This is a genomic window from Paenibacillus sp. FSL R5-0912 (genome assembly GCF_000758605.1).
GTDB lineage: Bacteria > Bacillota > Bacilli > Paenibacillales > Paenibacillaceae > Paenibacillus_AQ.
In genome coordinates, this window is record NZ_CP009282.1 from 857,206 (window position 1) to 879,759 (window position 22,554).

Below are 22,554 nucleotides of genomic sequence, written 5' to 3' on the forward strand. Positions count from 1 at the left end.
CGATTTATTGAATCCAGCCGACAATCGTGTTCAGCCGGTCTGTCATCAGCAGCAGTCCCATTATAATCAGCATACAGCCGGACGCGATTTTGATTCCTCCCATGAATCTGTACAAGCGGCGAATCCGCTTCACTAGAACCTCCGAGAACACGGACATGATCAGGAAGGGGATAGCTAGACCGAGCGTATACAGGAACATGAGGAAGCCTCCATAAGCAGGAGAGCCTTCACCGGCAGCGATGCTGAGAATGCCTGCGAGTACCGGGCCGATGCAGGGAGTCCAGCCGAAGCTGAACGTCAGACCGAGCAGGAAGGCGCCTATATATCCGCCTTTGGTCACACGATTGCTGGATAGTTTTTTTTCCCGTTCCAGCCAAGATAACTTGATGAGGCCTGTCTGATAGATCCCGAACAAGATAACGATGGCTCCGCAGATGGCAATGAATCTCGGGCTGGATATGATATTGCCAAGGATGCCGGAACCGAAACCAAGTAAGATGAAGACTACAGAGAGTCCAAGAACAAACAACAACGTCCGCATCATGAAACTGGAACGAAACCGGAAGGAGCGGGTGTCAGCCACTCCCTGATTCGCGCCATCCACTATACCGCCAGACAGATAAGACACATATACCGGAAGCAACGGCAGAATACATGGTGCAAAAAACGATAACAGCCCTGCGCCGAATACGCCGAACAGAAATATAGAATCACCGGCCAAATCTGTCACCACCTTAATAAATGCTATTTACCGTGACGCTAAGGCTTATCGGCTGGTATAGATGGGGACGGTGAACCAGAAGCAGCTGCCTGCTCCCTGAACACTGTGCACCCCAATATCGCCGCCGTGAAGCTCAACAATCGATTGTGCGATGGCGAGGCCCAGACCGGCGCCTCCATTGTTCTTGCTGCGTGATTTATCAATCCGGTAGAACCGTTCAAATATACGTGCGGTCTCCTCCGCTTCAATTCCCTGACCTTCATCGGTCACTGAGATTCGCAGGTATGTACCCTCCTCAGTGGCAGCCAGAACGATCTTTCCTTCCACTGGGGAATGCTGAATGGCATTCTGCAATAAATTGGACAGGACCCGCTTAATCTGCGCAGGCATCATCAGAGCGGCAGGCAGTTTATCCGGCAGATCAATCTCCACGTTCAGCTTCTTCTCCGTGAGGTGAAACGAGAAGCTCTCCAGAGTACTGATCAGCAGCTCATCGGCATGACAAGGCAGCGGGTCGAAGATTTCGCCGTTGGCTTCCAGACTGGATAATTCAAATAGATCATGGATCAGCCCCGCAAGCCGCTTCGTCTCCAGCCGGATAGTATTCAGATAACGTTGAAACGTCTCTTCATCCTGAATGACATCGTCCTCCAGCGCTTCAACAAACGATTGAATCGAGGCCAAGGGTGTCCGCAGATCGTGGGAGACATTCGCAATCAGTTCCCGCCGTGCAGATTCAGAGTGGTGCAGGTTGTCGAAGCTTTCCTTCAGCTTGAAGCTCATTACATTGAATTGCTGTGCCAAGAGCTTGAACTCCTGCGGGCCGATTAAGGGGACTTCGGTATGGAAATCCCCCTCGGCAATTCGCACAGTCTGCTGTGTAATCCGTGCAATGGATTTCTCTAACGGCCTTGTCAGCAAATGCTGCAGGATGAAGGAGAGCAAGCCCACCCCGGCCGTTATACCGGACAACCAATAGAGTTGATTGATGTTGAGCAGCATTTTGGAGTAGCTGACGAATAAACAGATCAGTAGTACCCCAATCCCCGTGAGGCTGGACAACAATAAATACGTACGCAGTTTCATTAGATGCCATCCCCCGCAAACTTATAGCCTATTCCCCAGACCGTCTTGATATATTTCGGATCAGAGGGAGTCTGTTCGATCTTCTCCCTTAATCTCCGGATATGCACGGTAACTGTGGTGGTATCTCCTTCGTAGCTGAAATCCCATATCTTACTCAGAATCTGGGTCCGTGAGAACACCTGGCCAGGATGACTTGCCAGCAAGTACAGCATCTCGAACTCTGTAACCGTCAAGTCAATTGCTTGCCCGCTGATCTCCACGGTACGCTTCGCAACGTCCACGGTAAGTCCTTCATACTTAATGGTGTGTTCAGCAGCGGTAACAGGCGATGCCTGAACCACTCGCATTCTGCGCAGGATCGCCCGCACACGGAGCACGAGTTCTCTTGGACTGAAGGGTTTGGTCAAATAATCGTCAGCCCCCATGGTCAGCCCCATCAGACGATCCTGTTCCTCCCCGCGCGCCGTCAGCATAATGATCGGGACATCTTCGGTCTGCCGGATCTCGTTGCATACTTCCCAGCCATTCTTATGCGGCATCATCAGATCGAGTACAATCAGGCTGGGAGTCTGACTGCGCCATAGCTCTAGCGCCTCTAGTCCGTCTTTGGCGGTTATCACCAGATAACCTTCCCGTTCGAGATACCTCCGGCACACATCGGTAATATTTGAATCGTCATCAGCGACCAGCACTCGTTCATTCACACTAACCCACCCCATATCCGGAAAAATACATTTGACTCCATCATATCATATGGTGATGGTAAGGCTCGGTCCGTCTTATTTCATAGCCTTGGCAGGCTTCATGTAATCAGCAATCACCGTATTCACCACATAGGTACTGCCATCGTAGAGAGCAGGGGCCATATTCAGGTTAACGTTCTTTCCGTCGACCATAATCTTTTTCGATCCAATCCATACCTTGATCATCTTGCCCGCCGGCTTCATGCCGTCATCCATCATCTCGCCGTCGTCCATCATCTTGTCCATGTATACCAGGGATACAGAGCGGTCCTTGCTGCTCCACTCGATGCTGTAGCCGTACATCCCGGCCGCCTGTCTTAAGTTCATAAGCTCCATGCTGTCTTTTTTCATCGTTGTGATTCCTGCCGCCGCACCGGCTATTCCAGACACCGCCAGAGAGAGCACCAATACCGCTGTCATCATTACCATTTTGCCTGATTTACTTTTACCCATGCTTATCACGCTCCATCGTTTTTTTGGATTACATGGAACAGCATAAGCAAGAGAGCTTACGATTCTCTAAGCTAAGTATTACGATTGTCTTACGAAGCGAGCAGAGATTGGATATCCGGGCTGCTATGAAACACAATGTCGCATTAATCCGGCTGCAATGTCGCAAAAGTACATGGAAACGGAGCAGGCAGATCGATTATACTCACTTTACAAATATGATAATGAAAATCATTATCATATAAAAAGGGGGAGTCAGCATGAAGGCAGCAAAGAGGCAGACAACCGGCAGCAGGATATACGCCGCTCAGAAATCAGGACTATTAATGGTATGGATGCTGGCACTGTTACTTGTGCTGACGGCATGCGGCACTGGAGGAGACACTAATGGAGGCGCAACCGCACAGCCGTCGGCTGTAGCTTCAGCCTCAGCCGAGCCGTCTGCGCCACCGGATACAGAGGCTCAGTCGTCGCCGGAGGCGCAGGCTGCTGCAGCTTTTCCGGTAACGATCTCACACCTGAAGGGCGAATATACACTGACGGAGAAGCCGAAGGTGATTGCTGCGCTTGATGTGAAATTCGTCGATCAATTGATAGCAGTGGGTGAGCGCCCGGCGGGCAGCGTTGTGGCTGGGACGAAGGATGAATTTCCGGAATATTTAAACGCCCAATTGGGGGATGTGAAGGTCCTTGGCACACGGGATGAGCCCAATCTTGAGGCAATTGTGGCACTGAATCCGGATCTTATATTGATGACCGACTTTCAGGAGGAGGTATATGACAGCGTCAGCCAAATTGCGCCTACAGTGGTGCTCGATTTCTACGAGGATTGGCGGGATACGCTGGCTGTCATCGGTACGATAACAGGTAAGCAGGCGGAGGCAGAGTTGGTGCGGCAGGCTTACGGGGACAAAATCACCGGACTGCGGGAGCAGCTGGCGGCGAAGCTGGGCGATGAAACCATAGCGCTGATTCGTCCGAGACCGGAGGGTATCCGTGTACATGGTCCCGAACACCGGACCGGAAGTATTCTTTATGAGGATTTGGGGTTAAATGTCCCGGCCTTCGTTCAGGAGATTAAAGATGACACCTCCGTTGAAATTTCGATGGAGACAGTTGCTGATGTCGGAGCTGATCATTATTTCCTGCTGTCGGATGATTTGTTCGCCAAAGAGGCAGAGGCTCTGGCGGGCAGTCCGGTCTGGAAATCGCTTGATGCCGTCAAGAATAACCGTGCCTATGACGTGAATTCAACGCTCTGGATCGCTTACTATGGCCCTATTGCGCTCAATATTATTGTAGATCAGGCCTCGGAAGCACTGCTGGGAACGCATTGAAATGGACAACTATCTGTCGTCGGCCTCATGGAAGGACATGGCGGAGGAATACCGCCTGTGGATGGGCGGTCCGCCTAAAGACAGCGTCCGCACCCTTGCTCTGGGCCAGCTGCAGGAAGAAGCGGCATGCCGCGAGTATGTAAGCTGGCTTAAGGATTATATTGGCGTGCCGGACATGCAGGTTGCGGCTTCCATGCTGGCTAAGCGGATCGGCTATCTGTGGATCGCGCCGTTGCTGACTGCGATGACCTTTCATAACCGGGAGGTCTCCTTCCCGCTGGACAATAGCTTCCTCTATCATCCGGCTTCCCCTGAGTTTAAAGGGGATACGCAGTTTCCTTTCCTGGCGGTGAGCGGGGTTCGATCAGCATCACCACCGGAAGACAGGGAAGCGTGGCGGGAGGCGGTTATAGAGGAGAATTTTGCGGTTCGGCTTGCCCCGCTGCTGCAGACGCTTGCCGCCATAGGACCCGTCCCGATGGCGGTGCTTTGGGAGAATATTATGGTGCGCATTGCCCCGCTATATTCTCCTGGAGCTGAGGAATCCGGGCAAGACAGGCAGCGGCTGCAAGCCGATTTTGCTTTTCTGACCCGGACGGCCCCCGGGAAGTTGTTTGGTACAAGACGCAATCCGTTTACCCCGTTCATAGAGAACAAGGACGAGATTCCGGCGGCGAAGAACAAACGCATCACCTGCTGCTTCTATTCCCGGATGTCAGGGGAGTATTGCAGGAAATGCCCGAAAATTGACAATGAGAATGAATCTCAATTAAAATGACAACAAGCACGTCCGTTTAGCAGAGGATGCTATTGTCAGGAGATGAGAGAAATGCCGCTGCAGGAGCAGGCAAGTTTATGGAGTGATACGGCGATCAAGACGCTTAACGTACGCAGCGGTACTTTGCCGCCCGGCGGTGTTCTGAGCGAAACGAAATTGTCAGCCAATCTGTTGTTACTGGCAGGCGGCGGGGAAGGGAGGCTTGTGATCAATGGCGAGGTTCGCCATATCCAGGCCTCTTTTGTCTGCCACGCTGTCAAGGGGTCGGCATTTACGATGACTGCCGGACCGGAGAACATTCATTATACCGTTATTATCTACAAGGCTGTTCCAATGGCGGGAGCGGCCCGTGTACTGTTCCCGCAGCAGAGCCACCCGCTGCGCACTTCGTTTGTTCATCATCCCGCGCATCCGGCAGAACTGCATCAGACAGCAGACAAGCTCGCAGCCAAATGGAGCCGGGGAGAAGGGCTGGAACGGTTCCATGCCAATGCGCTACTGCAAGGAATGCTGTACGAGCTTATTATGGAGCATGAACGCGGTCAGGGCGGCGGGGAGCCGGACATGGTGGAGGTTGTTGCTGCCTATATAGCGGGGCATTATCGTCAGGAGCTGGAGCTTAAAGAGCTGGCTGCGCTTGCCGGATGCGGTGCAAGACAGCTGCAGCGGAGGTTCAAGCAGGAGAAGCTGCTCGGCCCGATGGAATATGTGATCCGGCTGCGGATGGAGAGCGCAGAGCGGATGCTGCGTCATACGGATGCTCCTATCGGCGAAATCGCTGAAAGAACAGGCTACCGCGACATGTATTACTTCAGCAGGGCGTTCAAGAAATATTATGGAGTCCCCCCGCAGCTCTACAGGCGGACTGCCGCTTCAGGGCCCGGTGCAGGCGCTGCTTATTCCGGGCTGCCGGACCCCGTGATCGGCCATATGCGGGGCGAATATAACGTCATTGCTTCTCCGCAGCGTATCGCTGTACTCGATGTCCAATATGCTGATCATTTGCTTGCCCTTGAGCTGTCACCCGCAGGAAGTGTAGGATTGGGCGGTGCAGTGTTGAAATTCCCCCAATATATCAGGGAAAGGCTTAAGGCAACGGAAATGCTCGGAACCTACGAGTATCCGGACCTGCAGGCTGTGGAACGGCTGCAGCCGGATTTGATTATCTGTACTGAGGTGCACGATCAGCATTATGAACGCTTAAGCCGGATTGCTCCCACTATCATGTTTCGGCGCAATGAGAGCTGGCAGACGATTCTGAGCCTGCTTGGTGAACTGACGGGCAAGCGGGCCGAGGCGGAACGTATTATTGCCGATTACCTTCGCCGCACGGCATTGCTCTCAGAAGAGCTTGCCCCGGTGCTGGCAGGCAAAAGCGTGGCTCTGATCCGCCCGCGGGAGTCACTGGTCCGGGTACATACGGCTTCGCACCGCACGGGCGCCGTGCTGTACCGGGACCTGGGTCTGCCTGCTCCGCTATTTGTCGCAGATACCTCCGACACGGCGTATCATATTTCCGTCGATAGGCTACCGGCTGTGCATGCCAGCCACTACTTTTGGCTAAGCAACGAGATGCTGCAGGATGACATAGCTGTGACCGAGCAGAACGTCCGGGGATTGCTGGATGCAGATGAACGGCAGCATATATACCCGGTGGATGCCGCTACATGGATCGGCTGCTATGGACCGACAGGCATCAATTGCATTGTGGACCAGGTAGCCCGCGCCTTGCTGGCCTGAGCGGTGCCAATAGTTCTTAATTGAGCGGCGTTTTTAATTATACCGATTGGCGGTTTGTCTTATTTATAGGCTGACCCGGACGGGGGACTTGGTGCAATACCTTTAATCATCAATTCCGTCCATTGGGCGGTATAAGGAATGATCTTGTCGTAGATATGAGGGCTGGAGATCCCTTCAACTAAGGCCTGGAAATAAATCAAAAGAAATTCATCTGAATATTTCAGATCAACCTTGCCTTCTTTACGTCCGCGGTGGAATAAATCCAGCATGATATTAAAGCTTTCCTTAGCGTATTGCTGCATCAGCAAAGATAAGCCATCATCCCCCTTCTTGGTGAAGTAATCCATCAGGTCTAAATAAAACTTTTTGTTGATTTTGTCCAGATAATGGATTTTGTTTTGACTCATGGCAATGAGGGTCTCTTCGAAGGGTTTATTTTCGGCCATGATTCCCCGGGCGACTTCCCCCATTTTATTCAAAAAATACTTAAAAACCTCATGGATCAGATTTTCTTTACTCCCGAAATATTTAAAAATCGTTGTTTTTCCAACGTTGGAATTTTCAGCAATCTCATCCATTGTTACTTTTTCTATACCGGCATCTGTATTCATTAAGTTAAAGGTTGCTTCTAATACTTGATTTTTCTTCTCCTGTGTCCTCTTTTCGAAACCATTCATTTATCATTCCTGCCTTCTATCTGAAGTAAGTAAAAAATGTTTCGAGGTGATTCAGTTCATATTTTTCTTTCCTATATATTATATATCCATAGTTATGGGTTATCAAGCATGCAATAGTTCTAAACTAACGATTTTTAAATTGACTAGGTCTATAAAAAGAGATATAACTGAATATGTAAATGAACTTTGGTTTAAAACAAAGGGTAAATTAGAAAATTATGAACTTTAATGCTGTTAATAGTTCATATTAATCTGAAACTTTGCTTTAGACTGGAAAGCACGTTACTAAAACTGTTTAAAAGGAGTTTTAGTGCTATGGATAAAATTGTGAATGTGCAAGGCCTGCAAAAAAAGTTCGGGAAATTTAAGGCGCTGCATGATGTGACGTTCACAGTAAATGCCGGGGAGGTTGTGGGCTTTATTGGGCCAAATGGTTCGGGTAAGTCAACAACGATTCGTACTTTGCTGGGAATTATCAATCGTGATGCCGGGGATGTGAAGATCTTTGGCAAGGATGTATGGAAGGATAGCCTGGAGATTCATAAGCGGATATCCTATGTTCCAGGGGATGTGGCTCTGTGGGGCACCTTAACAGGCGGCGAAATTATTGATCTGTTTATTAAGCTACATGGTGGAGGAGACAAGGAGAAGCGTGATTATCTGATTCAACGTTTTGAACTCGATCCTAAGAAGAAGGCTAAAGGCTATTCAAAAGGGAACCGGCAAAAGGTTGGCTTGATTGCGGCTTTATCCGTTGACTCCGATTTGTATATTTTCGATGAACCGACTTCTGGTCTTGACCCGTTGATGGAAGCGGTCTTCCAAGATGAGGTTGAGAAAATTAAGTATACAGGGAAAGCAATCTTATTATCCTCGCATATTTTGAGTGAAGTGGAACGTTTAGCAGATAAGGTGGTTATCATTCGTCAAGGAAAGGTTGTTGAAACCGGGACATTGGATGAATTGCGTCACCTGACCCGTTCTACAGTGACTCTCGTAACCGAGGGGGATGTAGTTGAGATGGCATCAGTTAACGGTGTCCATGACTTTAAGCATACAGGCAATCAGGCGACATTCTCTGCGGATAATGAATATATCAATGACATATTGACTAGAGCGGCAACATTGGGTGTGAAGAGGTTTGAAGCTGTACCTCCAACGCTGGAAGACTTATTCATGCGGCATTATGAAGTCTAAGAGTTGGAACGGAGGAACATGCGATGAAAGAAAAATTTGCACGCTGGAATGTACTATTCATGCTATATCTGAAACGTGATTGGAAAAAAATAATGATCTGGATTCTAGGCCTGGGTTTATTTTCAGCAGGTTATGTTCCGGCGTTTGAAGAAATCGGCAAGGGGCAAGGTTTGCAGGGGATGTATGAGACCTTGCAGAATCCCGCCATGATCTCAATGGTTGGGCCGACACCGGTTGATACCGCAGCGGGTTATACCTTGGGTGCAATGTATGCGCACGAAATGTTGTTATTCTGTGGTTTGTTTGCGATGATTATAGCTGCTCTGCATGTTGTGAGCCATACCCGTAAAGAAGAAGAATACGGACTTACTGAACTGGTGCGCTCCTTTCAAGTAGGCCGTCAAGCCAATTCGTTTGCTGTCATTGCCGAAGTAGTGTGTATCAATATTGTATTGGCACTCCTTATTGGCGGGGTTATGACTAGCTTTGGTGCAGATACGATTTCGGCCGAAGGATCATTCCTGTTTGGCGCATCCATCGGGATCGCTGGTATTTTGGGAGCTGTGATTGCATTAGTTATGGCACAAATTATGCCCACCTCCTCCGGTGCAACGGGTTCATCGCTGGGAATTGTAGGTTTACTCTACATTATTCGTGCCGGTACGGATGTATCGAATGTTGATTTCTCAATGATCAATCCTATGGGTTGGACCTATCTGACTTATCCATTTACAGACAACAATTGGGTTCCCCTAATTCTGGCCGTAGCCTTCAGTGTCATTGTATTGATTCTTGCTTTTGCCCTTGAGGGCGGCCGGGATATGGGGGCTGGATATTTACCGGAAAGAGAAGGGCGTGAGGCAGCAAAAAAGTCATTGTTGTCCGTACCCGGCTTGTTTATGAAGCTTAACAAAGGCATTATCATTAGCTGGCTGATTGCCTTTGTAATTATGGGTGCCGCCTATGGTTCGATTTATGGAGATATGCAGACCTTCCTTAGTAGCAATGAAATGATGAGTCAAATGTTTACGATAGCAGGAGTTTCAATCGAAGCATCGTTTACTGGAACAATTATGATGGTAATGATTGGAATGGTTTCTATTTTACCCATTGCCATCGTTAATAAACTGTTTGCGGAAGAATCACGACTGCATTTGAGCCAGATATATTCAACCAAAGTGACCCGGGCTCAGCTCTATTGGACGAGTGTCATTATGGCAATTATTGCTGGATTAGTGGGCGTTCTGCTGGCTTCAGCCGGTCTTGGGGGCACAGCGATTTCTGCAATGGGTGACAGCTCATCCATGAATATAGTGGACTTCTTGGCTGCAGGCTATAACTTCCTGCCGTCTGTGTTGTTCTTTACCGGACTAGCAGCTTTGACTTTAGGCTGGGCACCAAAACTGGGCAAAGCTATTTATGCCTATCTTGGTTATTCTTTCGCCTTGAACTACTTTGGCGGGATTCTGGATTTACCGGAATGGTTCTCTAGTACAGCCGTTCAAAGTTGGATTCCGCGGATGCCGGTAGATAAGTTTGATGGAGTAGTCTTTATTACGATGACAGTGATTAGCATGGCCTTAATGGGATTGGGCTATATGGGATACCGCAAACGGGATATGGTTGAAGGGGCTTAACCGCTTACCGCTACAGGAATTCAAAGCTAAAAGACACGAATGGACTCGTGTCTTTTTTTTTGCGTGGTACATCTTTAGTCAATCGGTCATGGTTCCGCAATGGAAATCATCATTCGCATATACGAACATTTGTGCTACAATACCTTTTGTGAATATATGGAAGGGGCTGCGTGGGTCTATGACAAAAAGGCGATGGGTCATGAAATTTATGCGGATGCACAAATGGGTTTTTCTATGCGGGTTCCTGATCACAACATTGATGACGATGGTCAACCTGATTTATCCGTTCCTGGGCGGTAAGATGATCAATATCGCTTTTTATGATAAAGACATGAGTGCCTTCTTGAATCTATGTCTGATCTATGCCGGTATACTCGTGTTCAATCAGTTTGTCGTTGCGACGCTAAACAATCTTATTTCGTCACAGCTGATGACGGGGTTTGTCTTCGATATCCGGCGGGCTCTGTTCAACAAGATATTACATAAAAAAGGCAAAGACCTCTCCGGGATGTACAGTGGGGATATGATCAGCCGGATGAACCACGACGCTACGGATATTATGAATCTCGTCTTCTGGAGCGGACTGTGGGGATACTCCAACTTGCTGCATATCCTATTCGCTGTCTGTTTTATGTTTTACTACAATGTACTGCTGGGTGCGTTTACAGTCGTTCTGGTTCCCACCGTGTTTCTCGCCTCGAAAGTTTTCAAGACCAGAGCGCAACAGGTCAACAAGGAGCTTCGGGCGGAACAGGGGAAGCTATCCTCGTATGTATTCGAAATTGTGAAGAATCTGCAGGACGTCAAAATCCTTAGCGCAGGAAAAAAAGTAACAAGCACTTATCTAAGGAAAACGGCTGCCATTAATAAAATGAATGTGGAAAACGGAAGAATCGAAGTGACCACAGAAAGGGTGAATACGTTCATCACGCTTGCCGCACAATTGCTCATATTTGTCATCTGCGCCTATTTCATTGTGAAAGGCCAAATGCAGCTTGGCGTCTTTGTAGCCGCCATCAGCTATTTCAATATGGCCGTGAATTACTTCAGCTCCATTAACGGCAAAATTACCGATGTCTGGGGGCAAATCGTCTCCCTGCAGCGAGTCGTGGATATTCTGAATGAGGAGGAAGAGGATTACCAGGAAAACCAGCCTCCGCAGCGTATAAAAGAGGGCATGATTGAATTTAATAATGTCACCTTTGGATACAGCGAAGACAGACAGGTTCTGAACGGGTTCAATCTCTGCGTCGATGCAGGCAGTACGATCGGTATTGTCGGTAGGAGCGGCGCGGGTAAAACAACGATGGGCAACCTGCTCTACAATCTATATCACGTGGACAGGGGCGAGCTTCTGATCGACGGTGTGAATGTTAATGACTATAACCTGCATAGCTTGCGGAGCCAGGTGGGGATTGTCCATCAGGAGACGATTCTGTATGATCAGACCCTGCGTTACAATCTTTCATTTACAAACAGCAAGGACAATGATGAAACCTTAATGGAAGCGATTAAAAAAGCTGCTCTGTATGATGTGGTCATGACCTTCCCGGATGGGCTGGACACTCTGCTGGGGACGGGCGGGCAGGAATTATCCGGCGGGCAGAAACAGCGTCTGGCAATCGCCAGGATATTAGTCAAGAATCCGAGGATTCTGATCTTCGACGAAGCTACATCCTTCCTCGACAGCCGGAACGAAGCGCTGATCCGGAAAGTAATGCGTGAGCTTTCGCAGGACCGGACGCTGATCATCATCGCCCACCGGTTCTCCACCATCCAGAGCTGTGATAGAATCGCGGTGTTAGCAGACGGTGTTGTCAAAGGCTACGATACTCACGACGTACTGATTACGAGCAATCCAACATACATAGACTTATTCAGTGAACAGTATGCAGGAGGGGAAGCAGTATGAAACGATGGGACACCTATAAGGCCTTAACCCGGGATATAGACGGTATCCGAAAACCGCTCCTTGCGCTGGGGATGTTCAAGATATGGAGCTTAGTATTCGGGCTGATCCCCCTGTTCTTGTACTCGTTATTGGTTAACCGCGTTTTGGTAGATAAGCAGTTGAATGAGCTTTGGCTAATCATCGGCGGGTATCTGGTGGTTTTCCTGCTTACTACAACCGGGATTGCCGTCAGTAAGCAGTTTTCCAACCAGTTAATCCTGAAATATGATCTGAGAATCAAGAATAAGCTGCTCAAAAAGCTCATCAGCCTCGATAACGCTGACTATAGCCAATATAGTATTGGCGATGTTAGAAGCCGGATTGAGAACGATTCAACAATTGCCGGAAAATTTTTCGAGACGCATGTCTTAGATTTTATCTACGCTGTTGTTTACGCTTTTGCACTGGCAGTGATTTTACTGTGTTATGACTGGCGGATCGCACTCATTAGTTTTATTTTTGTTCCGGTCTCTTTGGTAACGGTTAATTTTCTGGGAGGGAAAGCGAAGCATACCGGAGAGGAGCTCTGGAAGCTGCAGATTCAATATGAATCCTTTTTACACTCCAATTTTCAAAACTGGAAGGATATCAAAACCAATAATCTTGAAGACACCCAATTGGCTGAGCTAAACGGACATTACAAGAAGATCAGGCATGTGTGGTTTCTTAACCAGCTCTATATGCACCTGGGGATTACCTATTCGTTCTTCACCAAAAACTTCATTACCCAGCTGTTCATCTATTTTATCGGCGGATTATTTGTCATTAAAGGCTACTCGGAGGTTGGTGTGCTGCTTGTGTTTATCAGCTTTTACGGGCAGTTCTTCGGATACATCGAGAACATTAGTAATTCCATGATGAACTTCAAGAATGACTCGGTGAGTATCGGTAAAGTGATCGGGATTCTAAATATAGAAGCAGCTAAGAAGCCTTATAAGAAGATTGAAGGAACAGATATCAATGTTGACCAGCTGAAATTCACCTATGAGGGGAACGATTCATTTGCGCTTGAGAGTATATCATTCTCTGTGGGTAAGGGGGAGCATCTGGCGATCGTTGGTCAAAGCGGCAGCGGCAAATCCACCATCGCCAAGCTGCTGACAGGGCAGCTGGAACCGCAAGAGGGAACGGTAAGCATTGGCGGCACAGATATCTCTTCGGTGAACAGTGAGAGTGTGTCCGATAAAGTGAGTATTGTTGTGCAGGAACCCGTCCTGTTCAATATGTCGATCAGAGACAACCTGTTGCTGGCCAAGGCCGGGGCAACCGACACGGAATTGATAGAGTGCTGCCGCAGGGCGAGTATATATGATTTCATTGTCACCTTGCCGGATCAATTGGATACGATCATTGGAGAAAAGGGTGTGAAGCTCTCCGGAGGCCAGAGGCAGCGGTTATCGATTGCGCGTGCTTTGTTACAGGACAGGGACATCATTATTTTTGACGAAAGCACAAGTGCGCTGGACAGCGAGAACGAGAGTGACATCATTGCAGAACTCAAGTCCCTTTCCTCAGGGAAAACCATGATCTCCATTGCTCACCGTCTATCTTCCATTCTGGACTGCGACAAAGTAATGGTTCTGCAAGCCGGCAGGGTCGCAGCCTTCGATACCCATGAGAACCTGTTTAACCGGAACGAAGCTTATGATTTGCTGTTTCAGAATCAGTATAGGGCAGGTTGATCTAAGGAGACCCGGACGCCTTCAGCGCCCGGGTTTTTGCATTTTATCTGTAACCTTCAGCATCCGCCGGTTTACCGGCATCTACGACCTCGACCATATAACGCCAGCAATCCGGCTGCGAGCCGTCGAGGTCTGTGTACCCGTAGACTTGCGCCAGCTCCCCACTTGAAAGGGACCGTCCGTTCCATCTGGATAATTCGGGGTCTTGAGCAAGAGCAGCGACGGCCCGGCCTACATAACGTGGGGATTCCGAGATGATGAAGTGAGGCTCATTGGCAGCAGCATCCCGCCAGTTATCTTCTTGTACCCCATAGTGTTCGAGCATCATTTCTGAACGGAGCCAGCCTGGCGTGAGCGCTACCGCTGTACAGCCATAAGGCTTAAGCTCCTGGGCAAGAGCCCAGGCCATGCGGGTCACGGAGGTTTTGGCCTGATCATAGAACATCGATACCCGGTAATTTGTGGCATTATATTCAGCGATTCCATCCGTCATCTCAACAATCAGACCATTCTTATTCTTAATCAGAAGAGGGAGCGCGAAATGGCTTGTAATGAGGTGGGTGTCAATAGCGAGCCGTAACATCCGCAGACCCTTCTCTAGGGAATGCTCCCACAACGGGACATTCCATTCGATGATCTTCTCCGCGCCCCAGATATCATTCACGAGAATGTCGAGCCTCCCTTGCTCCTCTTCAATGCGATTCACCAATGTCTCTACCTGGACAGGATCCAGATGATCGACTTGAACCGGGATTCCATGACCGCCAGCCCTGGTGACGAGCTCAGCCGTTTCTTCTATGGTTTCAGGACGGTCATATTCGGAGCGTTGGGCTAGCGTTGATCTTCCTGTCACATATACCGTTGCGCCAGCTGCCCCTAGCTCGGTAGCAATCCCCCGGCCAGCTCCCCTGGTAGCTCCGGCTACTAAAGCAATTTTCCCTTGTAAACTCCTCATTCCGTGATTACCTCCTTTGTTGAATACAGCTTCATTATAGAGTATAGGAATGACATCTATTGTCATATATAGTTTAGTTTTCGTTGCTGCTGACAATGATATTACCGGCAATAACCTGTTTCAATAAAGAGGCTGTCCCCAACTAACATGGCCTGACGGCCACCCTCGTGAATGAAAATGTCTTGGCTTGTGAAGCTGTGTCTTCCATAATGGAAGGGAAGGTCACAGGCCGAGGCTTTTTTGAATTATTAGCTAGAATATATATGCATTTCATAATAAATGAATACACAACCAGATGAAATCGAAGGAGGAAGGGTATTGTATAAGGTGCTGATTGTGGATGACGAAATTTTTGTGCGAAAAGGCTTGATTACGATCATGAATGAATGTTCGCTGGAATTTGAAATCTGCGGTGAAGCTGAGAATGGAGAGCAAGCGCTTGCTCTTATTGAAGAACTAACCCCGGAGCTGGTCATTGTGGATATACGCATGCCTGTGCTTGATGGTCTGGAGCTGATCCGGAAGGTGCAAACGGAAAAGGAGCATCAGCCGCTGTTCATTATATTAAGCGGATATCCTGATTTCTCGTATGCTCAGCAAGCTTTAAGCTACAATGTTTCAGAGTATATCCTCAAGCCGGTTGATGAGCAGGAGCTTGCTGCTGCTTTGAAAAAGATAGCCCATACCCTGAATCAGAAGCAGCTTTTATCAATAACGAGAGAGAAGCCGCTTGTCGAAACTGTCATCGAGAGCTTACTGCAGACGGAACCTGATGATGAGGTTATGGGGAGGATTGCCTATGCCCTGGAGCTTCCGCTCGCCTCTTCCTATACGTATGTCATCGCAGAAATGCAGGACAAGCTTCCTCATGGCGAAAAGGACTATATGCCCGCATTGAAGGCATCGCTGCAGCGTTATTTTCATAAAGAGCTACAGACCTTGCTCATTCATGTACGTGCGAATAATCAATATGGGATCATTGTACCTGAACTCTGGATGTATGAGCGGAATGTGCCTGACCAGAGGAACTATGTCAACATGCTGGATGCGCTGGAGAGAGAGCTTGAAACGACCCTTGCTTTGTTTATAGGCCATAAAGCAAGTCAGCTGAAGCAGATCGATGTGTCCGCCTCCAGTGCCGAGAAATGCCTGAATTACCGTTTTGTCGCTGGCTTCCAAGGCATCTTTATGGCAGGTGAGCTGCTAGAGCAGCCCTTATATTATTTTGATATTGAAGAAGGACTGCACAGCAAGCTCATTTATGAGGTCGAAGCCAACAGCAAACAAGGCTATAGCTCCGTTGTTAATACTATTTTCAACGTGTTTCAGGAACGTTATTTTGCTCCCGGGGCGGTTTCGAACACCATCAGGCGAAGCATGATTTCCATTATTAACATTATCCGGCAGCTCGAAGGGGACGAGAACGATCTCTATTGGACGGACGAACTGCTCAACTGGCAGGTGAAATACCGCAATCTGAATCAGCTGAAGCAGGTTTTCCTGCATTTTGTGGGGGAGGCCGCTGAATATATTACCGAGAAACGCAGCGGTAAGAGCGAAGGCAATATTGAAAAAATCAAAAAATATATTGATGGGCATTACAGAGAAAACATCTATTTGAAAGGGATTGCTGCCGATTTCGATATGAATCCGATCTACCTCGGACAGCTGTTCCGTAAAACTTACGGTACGTATTTCAACGAATATCTGTTATCGCTGCGTATCGAAGAGGCCAAGCGGCTGCTGCGGCAAACGAAGAAACGCATGTACGAAATTGCTGAGCAGGTCGGCTTCCAGAACGCTGATTACTTTGCCACCCAGTTTGAAAAGCTGGAGAATATGACGCCAACCGATTATCGCAATAGGATGATCGGGCAGTAAATAAGGAGGCTCTCTTCTGTGTTCAACATTCGCCTGCATCATATGAAGCTTCGAAGCAAGCTGATCGTAATCTACATTGTATGCGTGTTCATCCCAATTATATTGACCAATGTGATGTTCTACCAGGTAACCACCGTGAATATCAAGAATCAGAAGACAGCGGACGCAGAACAGGCAATGACCCTTTTACAAGCTGAACTTAGGACGGTTATTGAGGATGCGGCAGGCATATCCTACCTCTATTCTATAGACAGGCAGCTCCTCCAGCATTTAAACACCACCTATGTGTCTAATGACCGTTATGTGGAGTCGCTGAATGCTATATCGAATCTGTTCAATCGTACCGACACGGAGAATAAAATAATCAGCTCCTCCGTTATTATGACCGACAATCCCACCGTGCTTGCCTCGGGAAATATCATAAGACTTGAAGCTGAAATGCGGAATAAGGACTGGTATAACCAGATCAATAACACACATCCGCATCTCTTTGTAACACCGGAGAGCATCAGCGTGATTCAAAGACTCACCGAAAGCCGGTTCGATACCTATGAGCATGTGCTTAAAATCGATCTGAATATGAATCATATTAAACAAATTCTGGATTTGTCCAGCTTTAGCGGCGACTTCTACATTCTGGACCCCTCCGGTCAAGCGCGCTTCGGACGTCTCTCGAGCGGACAGCCGAGCGAGCTGATCACTCAAGGACGGACTATATCTCTGGATGAGATTCCCAGGCCAAATAAAGCAATCGTAATCGGCAAGACCTATCAAAACAACCGTTATTTGGTTGGATGGTCGGTATACGGGGTTTTGGATGAAGAGATCATTTTGTCTGATGTCAGACAATCGGGGCAATTTATCCTTTGGTTTGCGGGGATAAACTTCATTGTGCCTACCATCGTTATCCTAATCATCTCCCGCTCGATCCATACACGCATAAAGAGCATTCTGAAGCACATGAAGTCGGTAAAGGGCAATAATTTCGAGTTGATTCCGTATCACCGGGAACGGGATGAGGTCGGTGAGCTTGCCGTGGAGTTTAACCGGATGAGCATACGGATCGAGAACCTGATCAATGATGTATATGTAGCGGAAATACAGAAGAAAGAACTGGAGCTGCGTCAGCGTCAGGCACAGCTGCATGCGCTTCACAGTCAGATTAACCCACACTTTTTGTTCAATGCACTGGAGACGATCCGAATGCGGAGCCTGATGAAGGGCGAGACCCAAACGGCCCGGACGATTCAGAATATGGCGAAGATCTTCCGCAAATCGATCCAGTGGAAGAGCAGCTTCGTGACCATCCGTGAGGAGCTTGAGCTAATCGAGAGCTTCCTGGAGATTCAGAAATACCGTTTTGACAGCAAGCTCGACTATCACATCGAGGTGGATCAATCCTTGCTGGACATTGAAATACCGAAGATGGCTTTTCTTCCATTTGTGGAGAACGCAAGTATTCATGGCATTGAAAATATAGCAGGCATCGGATATATCAACATTCAGATCGCACAGGAGAACGGTCAACTCGTCTTCGTTATCGTGGATAATGGCAAGGGGATGGATCAGGAGAAGATTATTGAGCTTCATCATTATTTTGAGGCGGAGTCAGCCATGGGTGATTCGATCGGCATGAAAAATGTCATTACACGACTGAGAATTTACTATGGTGAATCGTTCAATTTCACCATCGACAGCGAGTCTGGAGGAGGAACACGTGTCCTGCTGCGGCTACCTTTCGACAAAATATAAGTTTTGTTTTCTTTATTATTCAAAGACCGATCTAAGGTTTGCCATATAACGAAATTAAGCGCTTTCTTTTATAATGAAAATGTTTACAAGACAAATCACCATAAAGGGGGATTATGCAATGCGTACAAAGAAATGGTTGCAAACCGGCCTGGCCGTTGTCATGGCTTCGGCTCTCCTTATTGTCGGCTGCTCGAACGGCAATACAGGAACCAAGAACAATGAGAATGAGTCCGGTGGAAAGAACAGCGAGGTCAGCGAGGTCAGCACGGAGCCGGTCACTTTTGATTACTTCGCCTTTGGGACCAACCGGGATACAATGGCCAGTGATACTACAATCGGCAAGATTCTTCAGGAGCAAACGGGTGTCGATTGGAAGATGGAATTTGTGGTTGGGGATGCAAGCACTAAGTCCGGTGTAATGATTGCCGGAGGCGATTATCCTGATGTCATCTCTCCGGTCGGCGAGCTGGCCAAGTTCCTGGATGCAGGGGCACTTATTCCGCTTAATGATCTGATTGAGAAATACGGCCCTAACATCAAACGTGTCTACGGCGACTACATGAACAAAATTACGAATGAGGATGGCAACATCTATATCCTTCCCTTCACTGCTAATGTAAACGGATACTTGTCACCGCCGGACCCGACCAGCACCTTCTGGATGCAAAGACGCGTCCTTAAGGAATTCGGTTATCCTGAAGTGAAAACGCTTGACCAGTACTTTGATCTGATCGAGAAATATCAGGCGAAGTATCCTGCCGTTGACGGAAAAGACACCATCGGCTTCGTAACGTTCGCCGGTACAGCTGGTGAATTCTTCACCATTACGAATCAGCCGATGCATCTGGCCGGTTACCCGAATGAGGGCGGTGTCATGGTCGATATGGAGAGCCATGAAGCCAAGCTGTATCAGGGGACTGAGGATGAGAAACGCTGGCTGGCCAAATTGAACGAGATGAATGGCAAGGGCCTGGTTGACCCTGAAACGTTCACCGCGAACAAAGACCAGTATCTGGCTAAGCTTACCTCCGGCCGTGTACTCGGATTTGCCAGCTATTCATGGCAGATTCCAGATGCCACTACCAACCTGAGGACTGCCGGTAATGACGATCTTCGTTATGTAGCACTCCCTATCGTATATGACGAGAGCATTACAGACGCTTATGTCGATCCACCGTCCTTCGTTAATAACCGTGGCCTCGGCATCTCTGTCAGCGCAAAAGATCCCGAACGCATCATTAAATATTGGGACAACCTGCTGACCGATGAGAATCAGAAGCTGGTTCAATGGGGTGAGGAAGGCGTTACCTACTCCAAGAATGCAGACGGCCGTATGGTGATGTCCGAAGAGCAGCTTACGAACCGCAACGACAATGATTTCAAGCACAAGTACGGCTTTGCATACTTCGATTACGAATGGCCGCGTTATGGTGATAACTCTCTGTATGAGGACGGCAACGCCCATGTTCCGTTCAACCAGCCGGAAGTAGCAGCCATCAACTATACTGAAGGCGACCAGACTCTGCTAAAAGCCTATAACCATAAGACCTTCTCTGAATTCTATGCCGAGCCAGTGGAACGTCCATGGTACCCTGCCTGGAGTATTGAGAAAGAGCCGGGTTCCCCTGAGCAGCTCTTCAGCCAGAGATCCGGAGATTTGCAGCAGAAGTACTACCCTCGTATGGTGCTTGCCGCACCGGGAGGATTTGAAGCCGTCTGGAATGAATACTTGGCAGAGTACAATAAATTGGATATTAAAGGCTACGAGGAATTTATGACGAACAAGGTGAAGAATCGCATCGACGGCAAATGGTAAGCTGACCGCTTCTCCATAGCATGATGAACCGGGAAAAGTGAAGCCAGCCTTCACTTTTCCCTTCTACCCTTGTTACGAAAGAGAGAATATGGAGCTAGGAAAGGGGACGGTACAGGTGGGGAAAACCGCTGTGCAGTTGTCAAAATCAAATACAGGCACTTCGCGCTTCACAACTTTTTTTAAAGAGTTATCTAAACAGAAAATGCTCATGCTGATGTCACTGCCCTTTCTAATCTGGGTGTTTGTATTTAAGTACCTCCCGCTTTGGGGATGGACCATTGCTTTTCAGAAATTCAAACCAGCCAAAGATTTCTTCGACCAGAAGTGGGTCGGTTGGGACAATTTCAAGTTTTTATTTCAGGAGCAACAGTTTTATCGGGTGCTGCGCAATACACTCGTTATGAGCTCCATTAACCTGGTACTCGGTTTTGTAACGTCCATTGTGCTGGCTCTGCTGTTGAATGAGCTGCGTAATATTTTCTTCAAGCGCACGGTACAGACGATCAGTTACTTGCCTTACTTCATCTCTTGGGTCGTTGCATCCAATATCGTGCAAACGGCACTGGCACCGGAAGGGATCATCAATGTGCTGCTGCTCAAGATGCAGCTCATTGATCATCCGGTTCTGTGGCTTGGCGTCGGCAAATATTTCTGGGGAATTCTCGGAGCAACAGAGGTCTGGAAGAATGTCGGCTGGAACACCATCATTTATCTGGCGGCCATCACTTCTATCGACCCGTCCCAATATGAAGCGGCCGAGATTGACGGGGCTTCCCGTCTGCAAAGAATGTTCTACATTACACTTCCAGGCATCAAACCAGTTATTGTGCTGATTCTAATTATGAATCTGGGCCATATTCTCGAGTCCGGGTTCGAGGCACAGTACCTGCTGGGCAACGGTATGAATTTGGACTTCTCGGAGAATCTGGATATCTTCGTACTGAAATACGGGATGCAGATGAACAACTTCGGGCTTGCCACCGCAGCGGGTATATTCAAGACGCTGGTCAGCTTTATCTTCTTAATCTCAGCCAATAACATCGCCAAACGTATGGGCGAAAGCAGATTGTACTAGAAAGGAGGACACATGTTATGACTCAATCCAAATCATTCCGCAACTCTTCAGTAAGTGACCGGATCTTTGATATATGCAATTTTATCTTCATGATTCTATTGATTATTGTCACCCTCTATCCGTTCTTGAATATGTTCGCTTTATCGTTTAATGATGCGAATGATTCCGTCCGGGGGGATATTTACATTTGGCCGCGGGAATGGACGCTGCGAAACTTTGAATATGTGTTTAGCGAATCCAATATCTTCTATGCCACGTTTATCTCTGCGGCACGGACCATTGTTGGGACTGTGGTCTCTGTATTCTGTACTGCGATGCTGGCCTATACGGTAAGCCGCCCGGAATATAAGCTGAAGAAGTTTGTGTCCGTCACTTTTATTTTCACTATGTATTTCAGCGGCGGTCTGATTCCGGGCTACCTGCTGATCAAAGAGCTGGACATGCTTAATACCTTCTGGGTCTATATCATCCCGGGCATCATCGGCGTATTTAATATGATTGTCATCCGCTCCTTCATCGAAGCATTGCCTGAAGGGCTAATGGAATCAGCCAAAATTGACGGCGCTGGGGACTTCATTACGTTCGCGCGCATTGTACTCCCGTTGACCGTTCCGGCCCTTGCTACAGTCTCATTGTTTGTGGCAGTCTATCAGTGGAATTCCTGGTTCGACGTATTCCTGTATAACTCTTCCAAGCCAGGTCTGAGTACCCTGCAGTATGAACTGATGAAAATGCTGTCCACCACAAACACCTCCTCTGCAAGCTCGGCAGCCGATGCCTTTGCTAACGCACAAGCCAACAAGGGCGCCGTGACACCGACTTCTGTACGTGCAACGATGACTATTGTGGCCAGTGTGCCTATTATTATCGTGTATCCATTCCTGCAGAAGTACTTTGTCAAAGGGATGGTTGTCGGTGGTGTGAAAGGCTAAGGTGCAAGCTAAAAGACTACCAACAGGGCCAGCCCTCACGTAGTAAAATAGAGTCATTATAAACAAGCGATCTTCGAGCGGCAGCCAGCCTCTTCTTGAAGATCGCTTGTTTGCTTATAGGGGCTTAACTTTCTAAGGAGATAG

General features: G+C 48.2%; 18 protein-coding genes. 12 read left to right on the top strand and 6 right to left on the bottom strand.

Going from position 1 to position 22,554, the window contains the following annotated elements; all coding sequences use genetic code 11:
- Positions 1 to 4 precede the first annotated feature (4 nt).
- From R50912_RS03695 to R50912_RS03710, 4 genes are all read right to left on the bottom strand, one after another.
- Positions 5 to 730, bottom strand: a complete 726-nt coding sequence (locus R50912_RS03695; RefSeq protein WP_339842967.1) for a cytochrome c biogenesis CcdA family protein — start codon at positions 728 to 730, stop codon at positions 5 to 7.
- A 36-nt stretch (positions 731 to 766) separates the two neighbouring features.
- A complete protein-coding gene (locus tag R50912_RS03700) occupies positions 767 to 1,807 on the bottom strand; it encodes a sensor histidine kinase (RefSeq protein WP_042232539.1) in 1,041 nt (346 codons plus the stop codon).
- Positions 1,807 to 2,511, bottom strand: a complete 705-nt coding sequence (locus R50912_RS03705; protein WP_042232541.1) for a response regulator transcription factor — start codon at positions 2,509 to 2,511, stop codon at positions 1,807 to 1,809. The genes R50912_RS03700 and R50912_RS03705 overlap by 1 nt, the downstream gene beginning before the upstream one ends.
- Before the next feature lie 75 nt (positions 2,512 to 2,586).
- Positions 2,587 to 3,003 (bottom strand): stalk domain-containing protein, encoded by a 417-nt coding sequence (locus tag R50912_RS03710; protein ID WP_042232544.1) that lies wholly within the window; start codon positions 3,001 to 3,003, stop codon positions 2,587 to 2,589.
- A gap of 257 nt (positions 3,004 to 3,260) precedes the next feature.
- On the opposite strand from R50912_RS03710, the gene R50912_RS03715 reads away from it, so the two are divergent.
- The 3 genes from R50912_RS03715 to R50912_RS03725 are packed head-to-tail and all read left to right on the top strand — an operon-like array spanning position 3,261 to position 6,855.
- Entirely contained in the window at positions 3,261 to 4,337 is a 1,077-nt protein-coding gene (locus R50912_RS03715; RefSeq protein ID WP_052415965.1) for an ABC transporter substrate-binding protein, read from the top strand.
- A 1-nt stretch (position 4,338) separates the two neighbouring features.
- On the top strand, positions 4,339 to 5,115 hold the full coding sequence (locus R50912_RS03720) for an IucA/IucC family C-terminal-domain containing protein (RefSeq protein WP_042232546.1): 777 nt from the start codon (positions 4,339 to 4,341) through the stop codon (positions 5,113 to 5,115).
- Positions 5,116 to 5,166: 51 nt separating this feature from the next.
- Positions 5,167 to 6,855: a helix-turn-helix domain-containing protein gene (locus tag R50912_RS03725; RefSeq protein WP_042232548.1), complete on the top strand. Its 1,689-nt coding sequence runs from the start codon at positions 5,167 to 5,169 to the stop codon at positions 6,853 to 6,855.
- Positions 6,856 to 6,914: 59 nt separating this feature from the next.
- On the opposite strand, the gene R50912_RS03730 is transcribed toward R50912_RS03725, so the two are convergent.
- The gene (locus R50912_RS03730) at positions 6,915 to 7,532 is read right to left on the bottom strand and encodes a TetR/AcrR family transcriptional regulator (protein WP_042232551.1); all 618 of its coding nucleotides are present in this window, start codon (positions 7,530 to 7,532) and stop codon (positions 6,915 to 6,917) included.
- Positions 7,533 to 7,847: 315 nt separating this feature from the next.
- Between R50912_RS03730 and R50912_RS03735 the strand changes: the two genes are divergently transcribed.
- The 4 genes from R50912_RS03735 to R50912_RS03750 all read left to right on the top strand — a co-directional run bounded on the left by R50912_RS03735 (position 7,848) and on the right by R50912_RS03750 (position 13,999).
- On the top strand, positions 7,848 to 8,729 hold the full coding sequence (locus R50912_RS03735) for an ABC transporter ATP-binding protein (protein ID WP_042232553.1): 882 nt from the start codon (positions 7,848 to 7,850) through the stop codon (positions 8,727 to 8,729).
- A gap of 23 nt (positions 8,730 to 8,752) precedes the next feature.
- The gene (locus R50912_RS03740; protein ID WP_042232555.1) at positions 8,753 to 10,366 is read left to right on the top strand and encodes an ABC transporter permease; all 1,614 of its coding nucleotides are present in this window, start codon (positions 8,753 to 8,755) and stop codon (positions 10,364 to 10,366) included.
- A gap of 199 nt (positions 10,367 to 10,565) precedes the next feature.
- Positions 10,566 to 12,278: an ABC transporter ATP-binding protein gene (locus R50912_RS33040; protein WP_052415966.1), complete on the top strand. Its 1,713-nt coding sequence runs from the start codon at positions 10,566 to 10,568 to the stop codon at positions 12,276 to 12,278.
- Positions 12,275 to 13,999, top strand: coding sequence for an ABC transporter ATP-binding protein (locus tag R50912_RS03750; RefSeq protein WP_042232557.1), 1,725 nt, complete (start codon positions 12,275 to 12,277; stop codon positions 13,997 to 13,999). Before R50912_RS33040 ends, R50912_RS03750 begins: the two co-directional genes overlap by 4 nt.
- 43 nt (positions 14,000 to 14,042) lie before the next feature.
- Here the strand turns inward: R50912_RS03750 and R50912_RS03755 are convergent, their stop codons facing one another.
- A complete protein-coding gene (locus R50912_RS03755) occupies positions 14,043 to 14,954 on the bottom strand; it encodes an SDR family oxidoreductase (protein ID WP_042232558.1) in 912 nt (303 codons plus the stop codon).
- 327 nt (positions 14,955 to 15,281) lie between these two features.
- On the opposite strand from R50912_RS03755, the gene R50912_RS03760 reads away from it, so the two are divergent.
- The 5 genes from R50912_RS03760 (at position 15,282) to R50912_RS03780 (ending at position 22,410) form a co-directional block, all read left to right on the top strand.
- Positions 15,282 to 16,835: a response regulator transcription factor gene (locus R50912_RS03760; RefSeq protein ID WP_231637875.1), complete on the top strand. Its 1,554-nt coding sequence runs from the start codon at positions 15,282 to 15,284 to the stop codon at positions 16,833 to 16,835.
- An 18-nt stretch (positions 16,836 to 16,853) separates the two neighbouring features.
- Positions 16,854 to 18,587 carry a sensor histidine kinase gene (locus tag R50912_RS03765; protein WP_052415967.1) on the top strand — a complete coding sequence of 578 codons (1,734 nt, stop codon included), beginning with the start codon at positions 16,854 to 16,856 and terminating at the stop codon, positions 18,585 to 18,587.
- Between the two features lie 118 nt (positions 18,588 to 18,705).
- Positions 18,706 to 20,403 carry an ABC transporter substrate-binding protein gene (locus R50912_RS03770; RefSeq protein WP_042232560.1) on the top strand — a complete coding sequence of 566 codons (1,698 nt, stop codon included), beginning with the start codon at positions 18,706 to 18,708 and terminating at the stop codon, positions 20,401 to 20,403.
- Positions 20,404 to 20,518: 115 nt separating this feature from the next.
- A complete protein-coding gene (locus tag R50912_RS03775; RefSeq protein ID WP_442950499.1) occupies positions 20,519 to 21,478 on the top strand; it encodes an ABC transporter permease in 960 nt (319 codons plus the stop codon).
- Between the two features lie 17 nt (positions 21,479 to 21,495).
- Positions 21,496 to 22,410, top strand: a complete 915-nt coding sequence (locus R50912_RS03780; protein ID WP_042232562.1) for a carbohydrate ABC transporter permease — start codon at positions 21,496 to 21,498, stop codon at positions 22,408 to 22,410.
- Positions 22,411 to 22,554 lie beyond the last annotated feature (144 nt).

Coding starts and splice junctions, on each gene's coding strand:
- R50912_RS03780 (WP_042232562.1), top strand. CDS start 21,496: ATGACTCAATCCAAATCATTCCGCAACTCTTCAGTAAGTGACCGGATC.
- R50912_RS03750 (WP_042232557.1), top strand. CDS start 12,275: ATGAAACGATGGGACACCTATAAGGCCTTAACCCGGGATATAGACGGT.
- R50912_RS03740 (WP_042232555.1), top strand. CDS start 8,753: ATGAAAGAAAAATTTGCACGCTGGAATGTACTATTCATGCTATATCTG.
- R50912_RS03725 (WP_042232548.1), top strand. CDS start 5,167: ATGCCGCTGCAGGAGCAGGCAAGTTTATGGAGTGATACGGCGATCAAG.
- R50912_RS03735 (WP_042232553.1), top strand. CDS start 7,848: ATGGATAAAATTGTGAATGTGCAAGGCCTGCAAAAAAAGTTCGGGAAA.
- R50912_RS03710 (WP_042232544.1), bottom strand. CDS start 3,003: ATGGGTAAAAGTAAATCAGGCAAAATGGTAATGATGACAGCGGTATTG.
- R50912_RS03700 (WP_042232539.1), bottom strand. CDS start 1,807: ATGAAACTGCGTACGTATTTATTGTTGTCCAGCCTCACGGGGATTGGG.
- R50912_RS03755 (WP_042232558.1), bottom strand. CDS start 14,954: ATGAGGAGTTTACAAGGGAAAATTGCTTTAGTAGCCGGAGCTACCAGG.
- R50912_RS03715 (WP_052415965.1), top strand. CDS start 3,261: ATGAAGGCAGCAAAGAGGCAGACAACCGGCAGCAGGATATACGCCGCT.
- R50912_RS03720 (WP_042232546.1), top strand. CDS start 4,339: ATGGACAACTATCTGTCGTCGGCCTCATGGAAGGACATGGCGGAGGAA.
- R50912_RS03770 (WP_042232560.1), top strand. CDS start 18,706: ATGCGTACAAAGAAATGGTTGCAAACCGGCCTGGCCGTTGTCATGGCT.
- R50912_RS03730 (WP_042232551.1), bottom strand. CDS start 7,532: ATGAATGGTTTCGAAAAGAGGACACAGGAGAAGAAAAATCAAGTATTA.
- R50912_RS33040 (WP_052415966.1), top strand. CDS start 10,566: ATGAAATTTATGCGGATGCACAAATGGGTTTTTCTATGCGGGTTCCTG.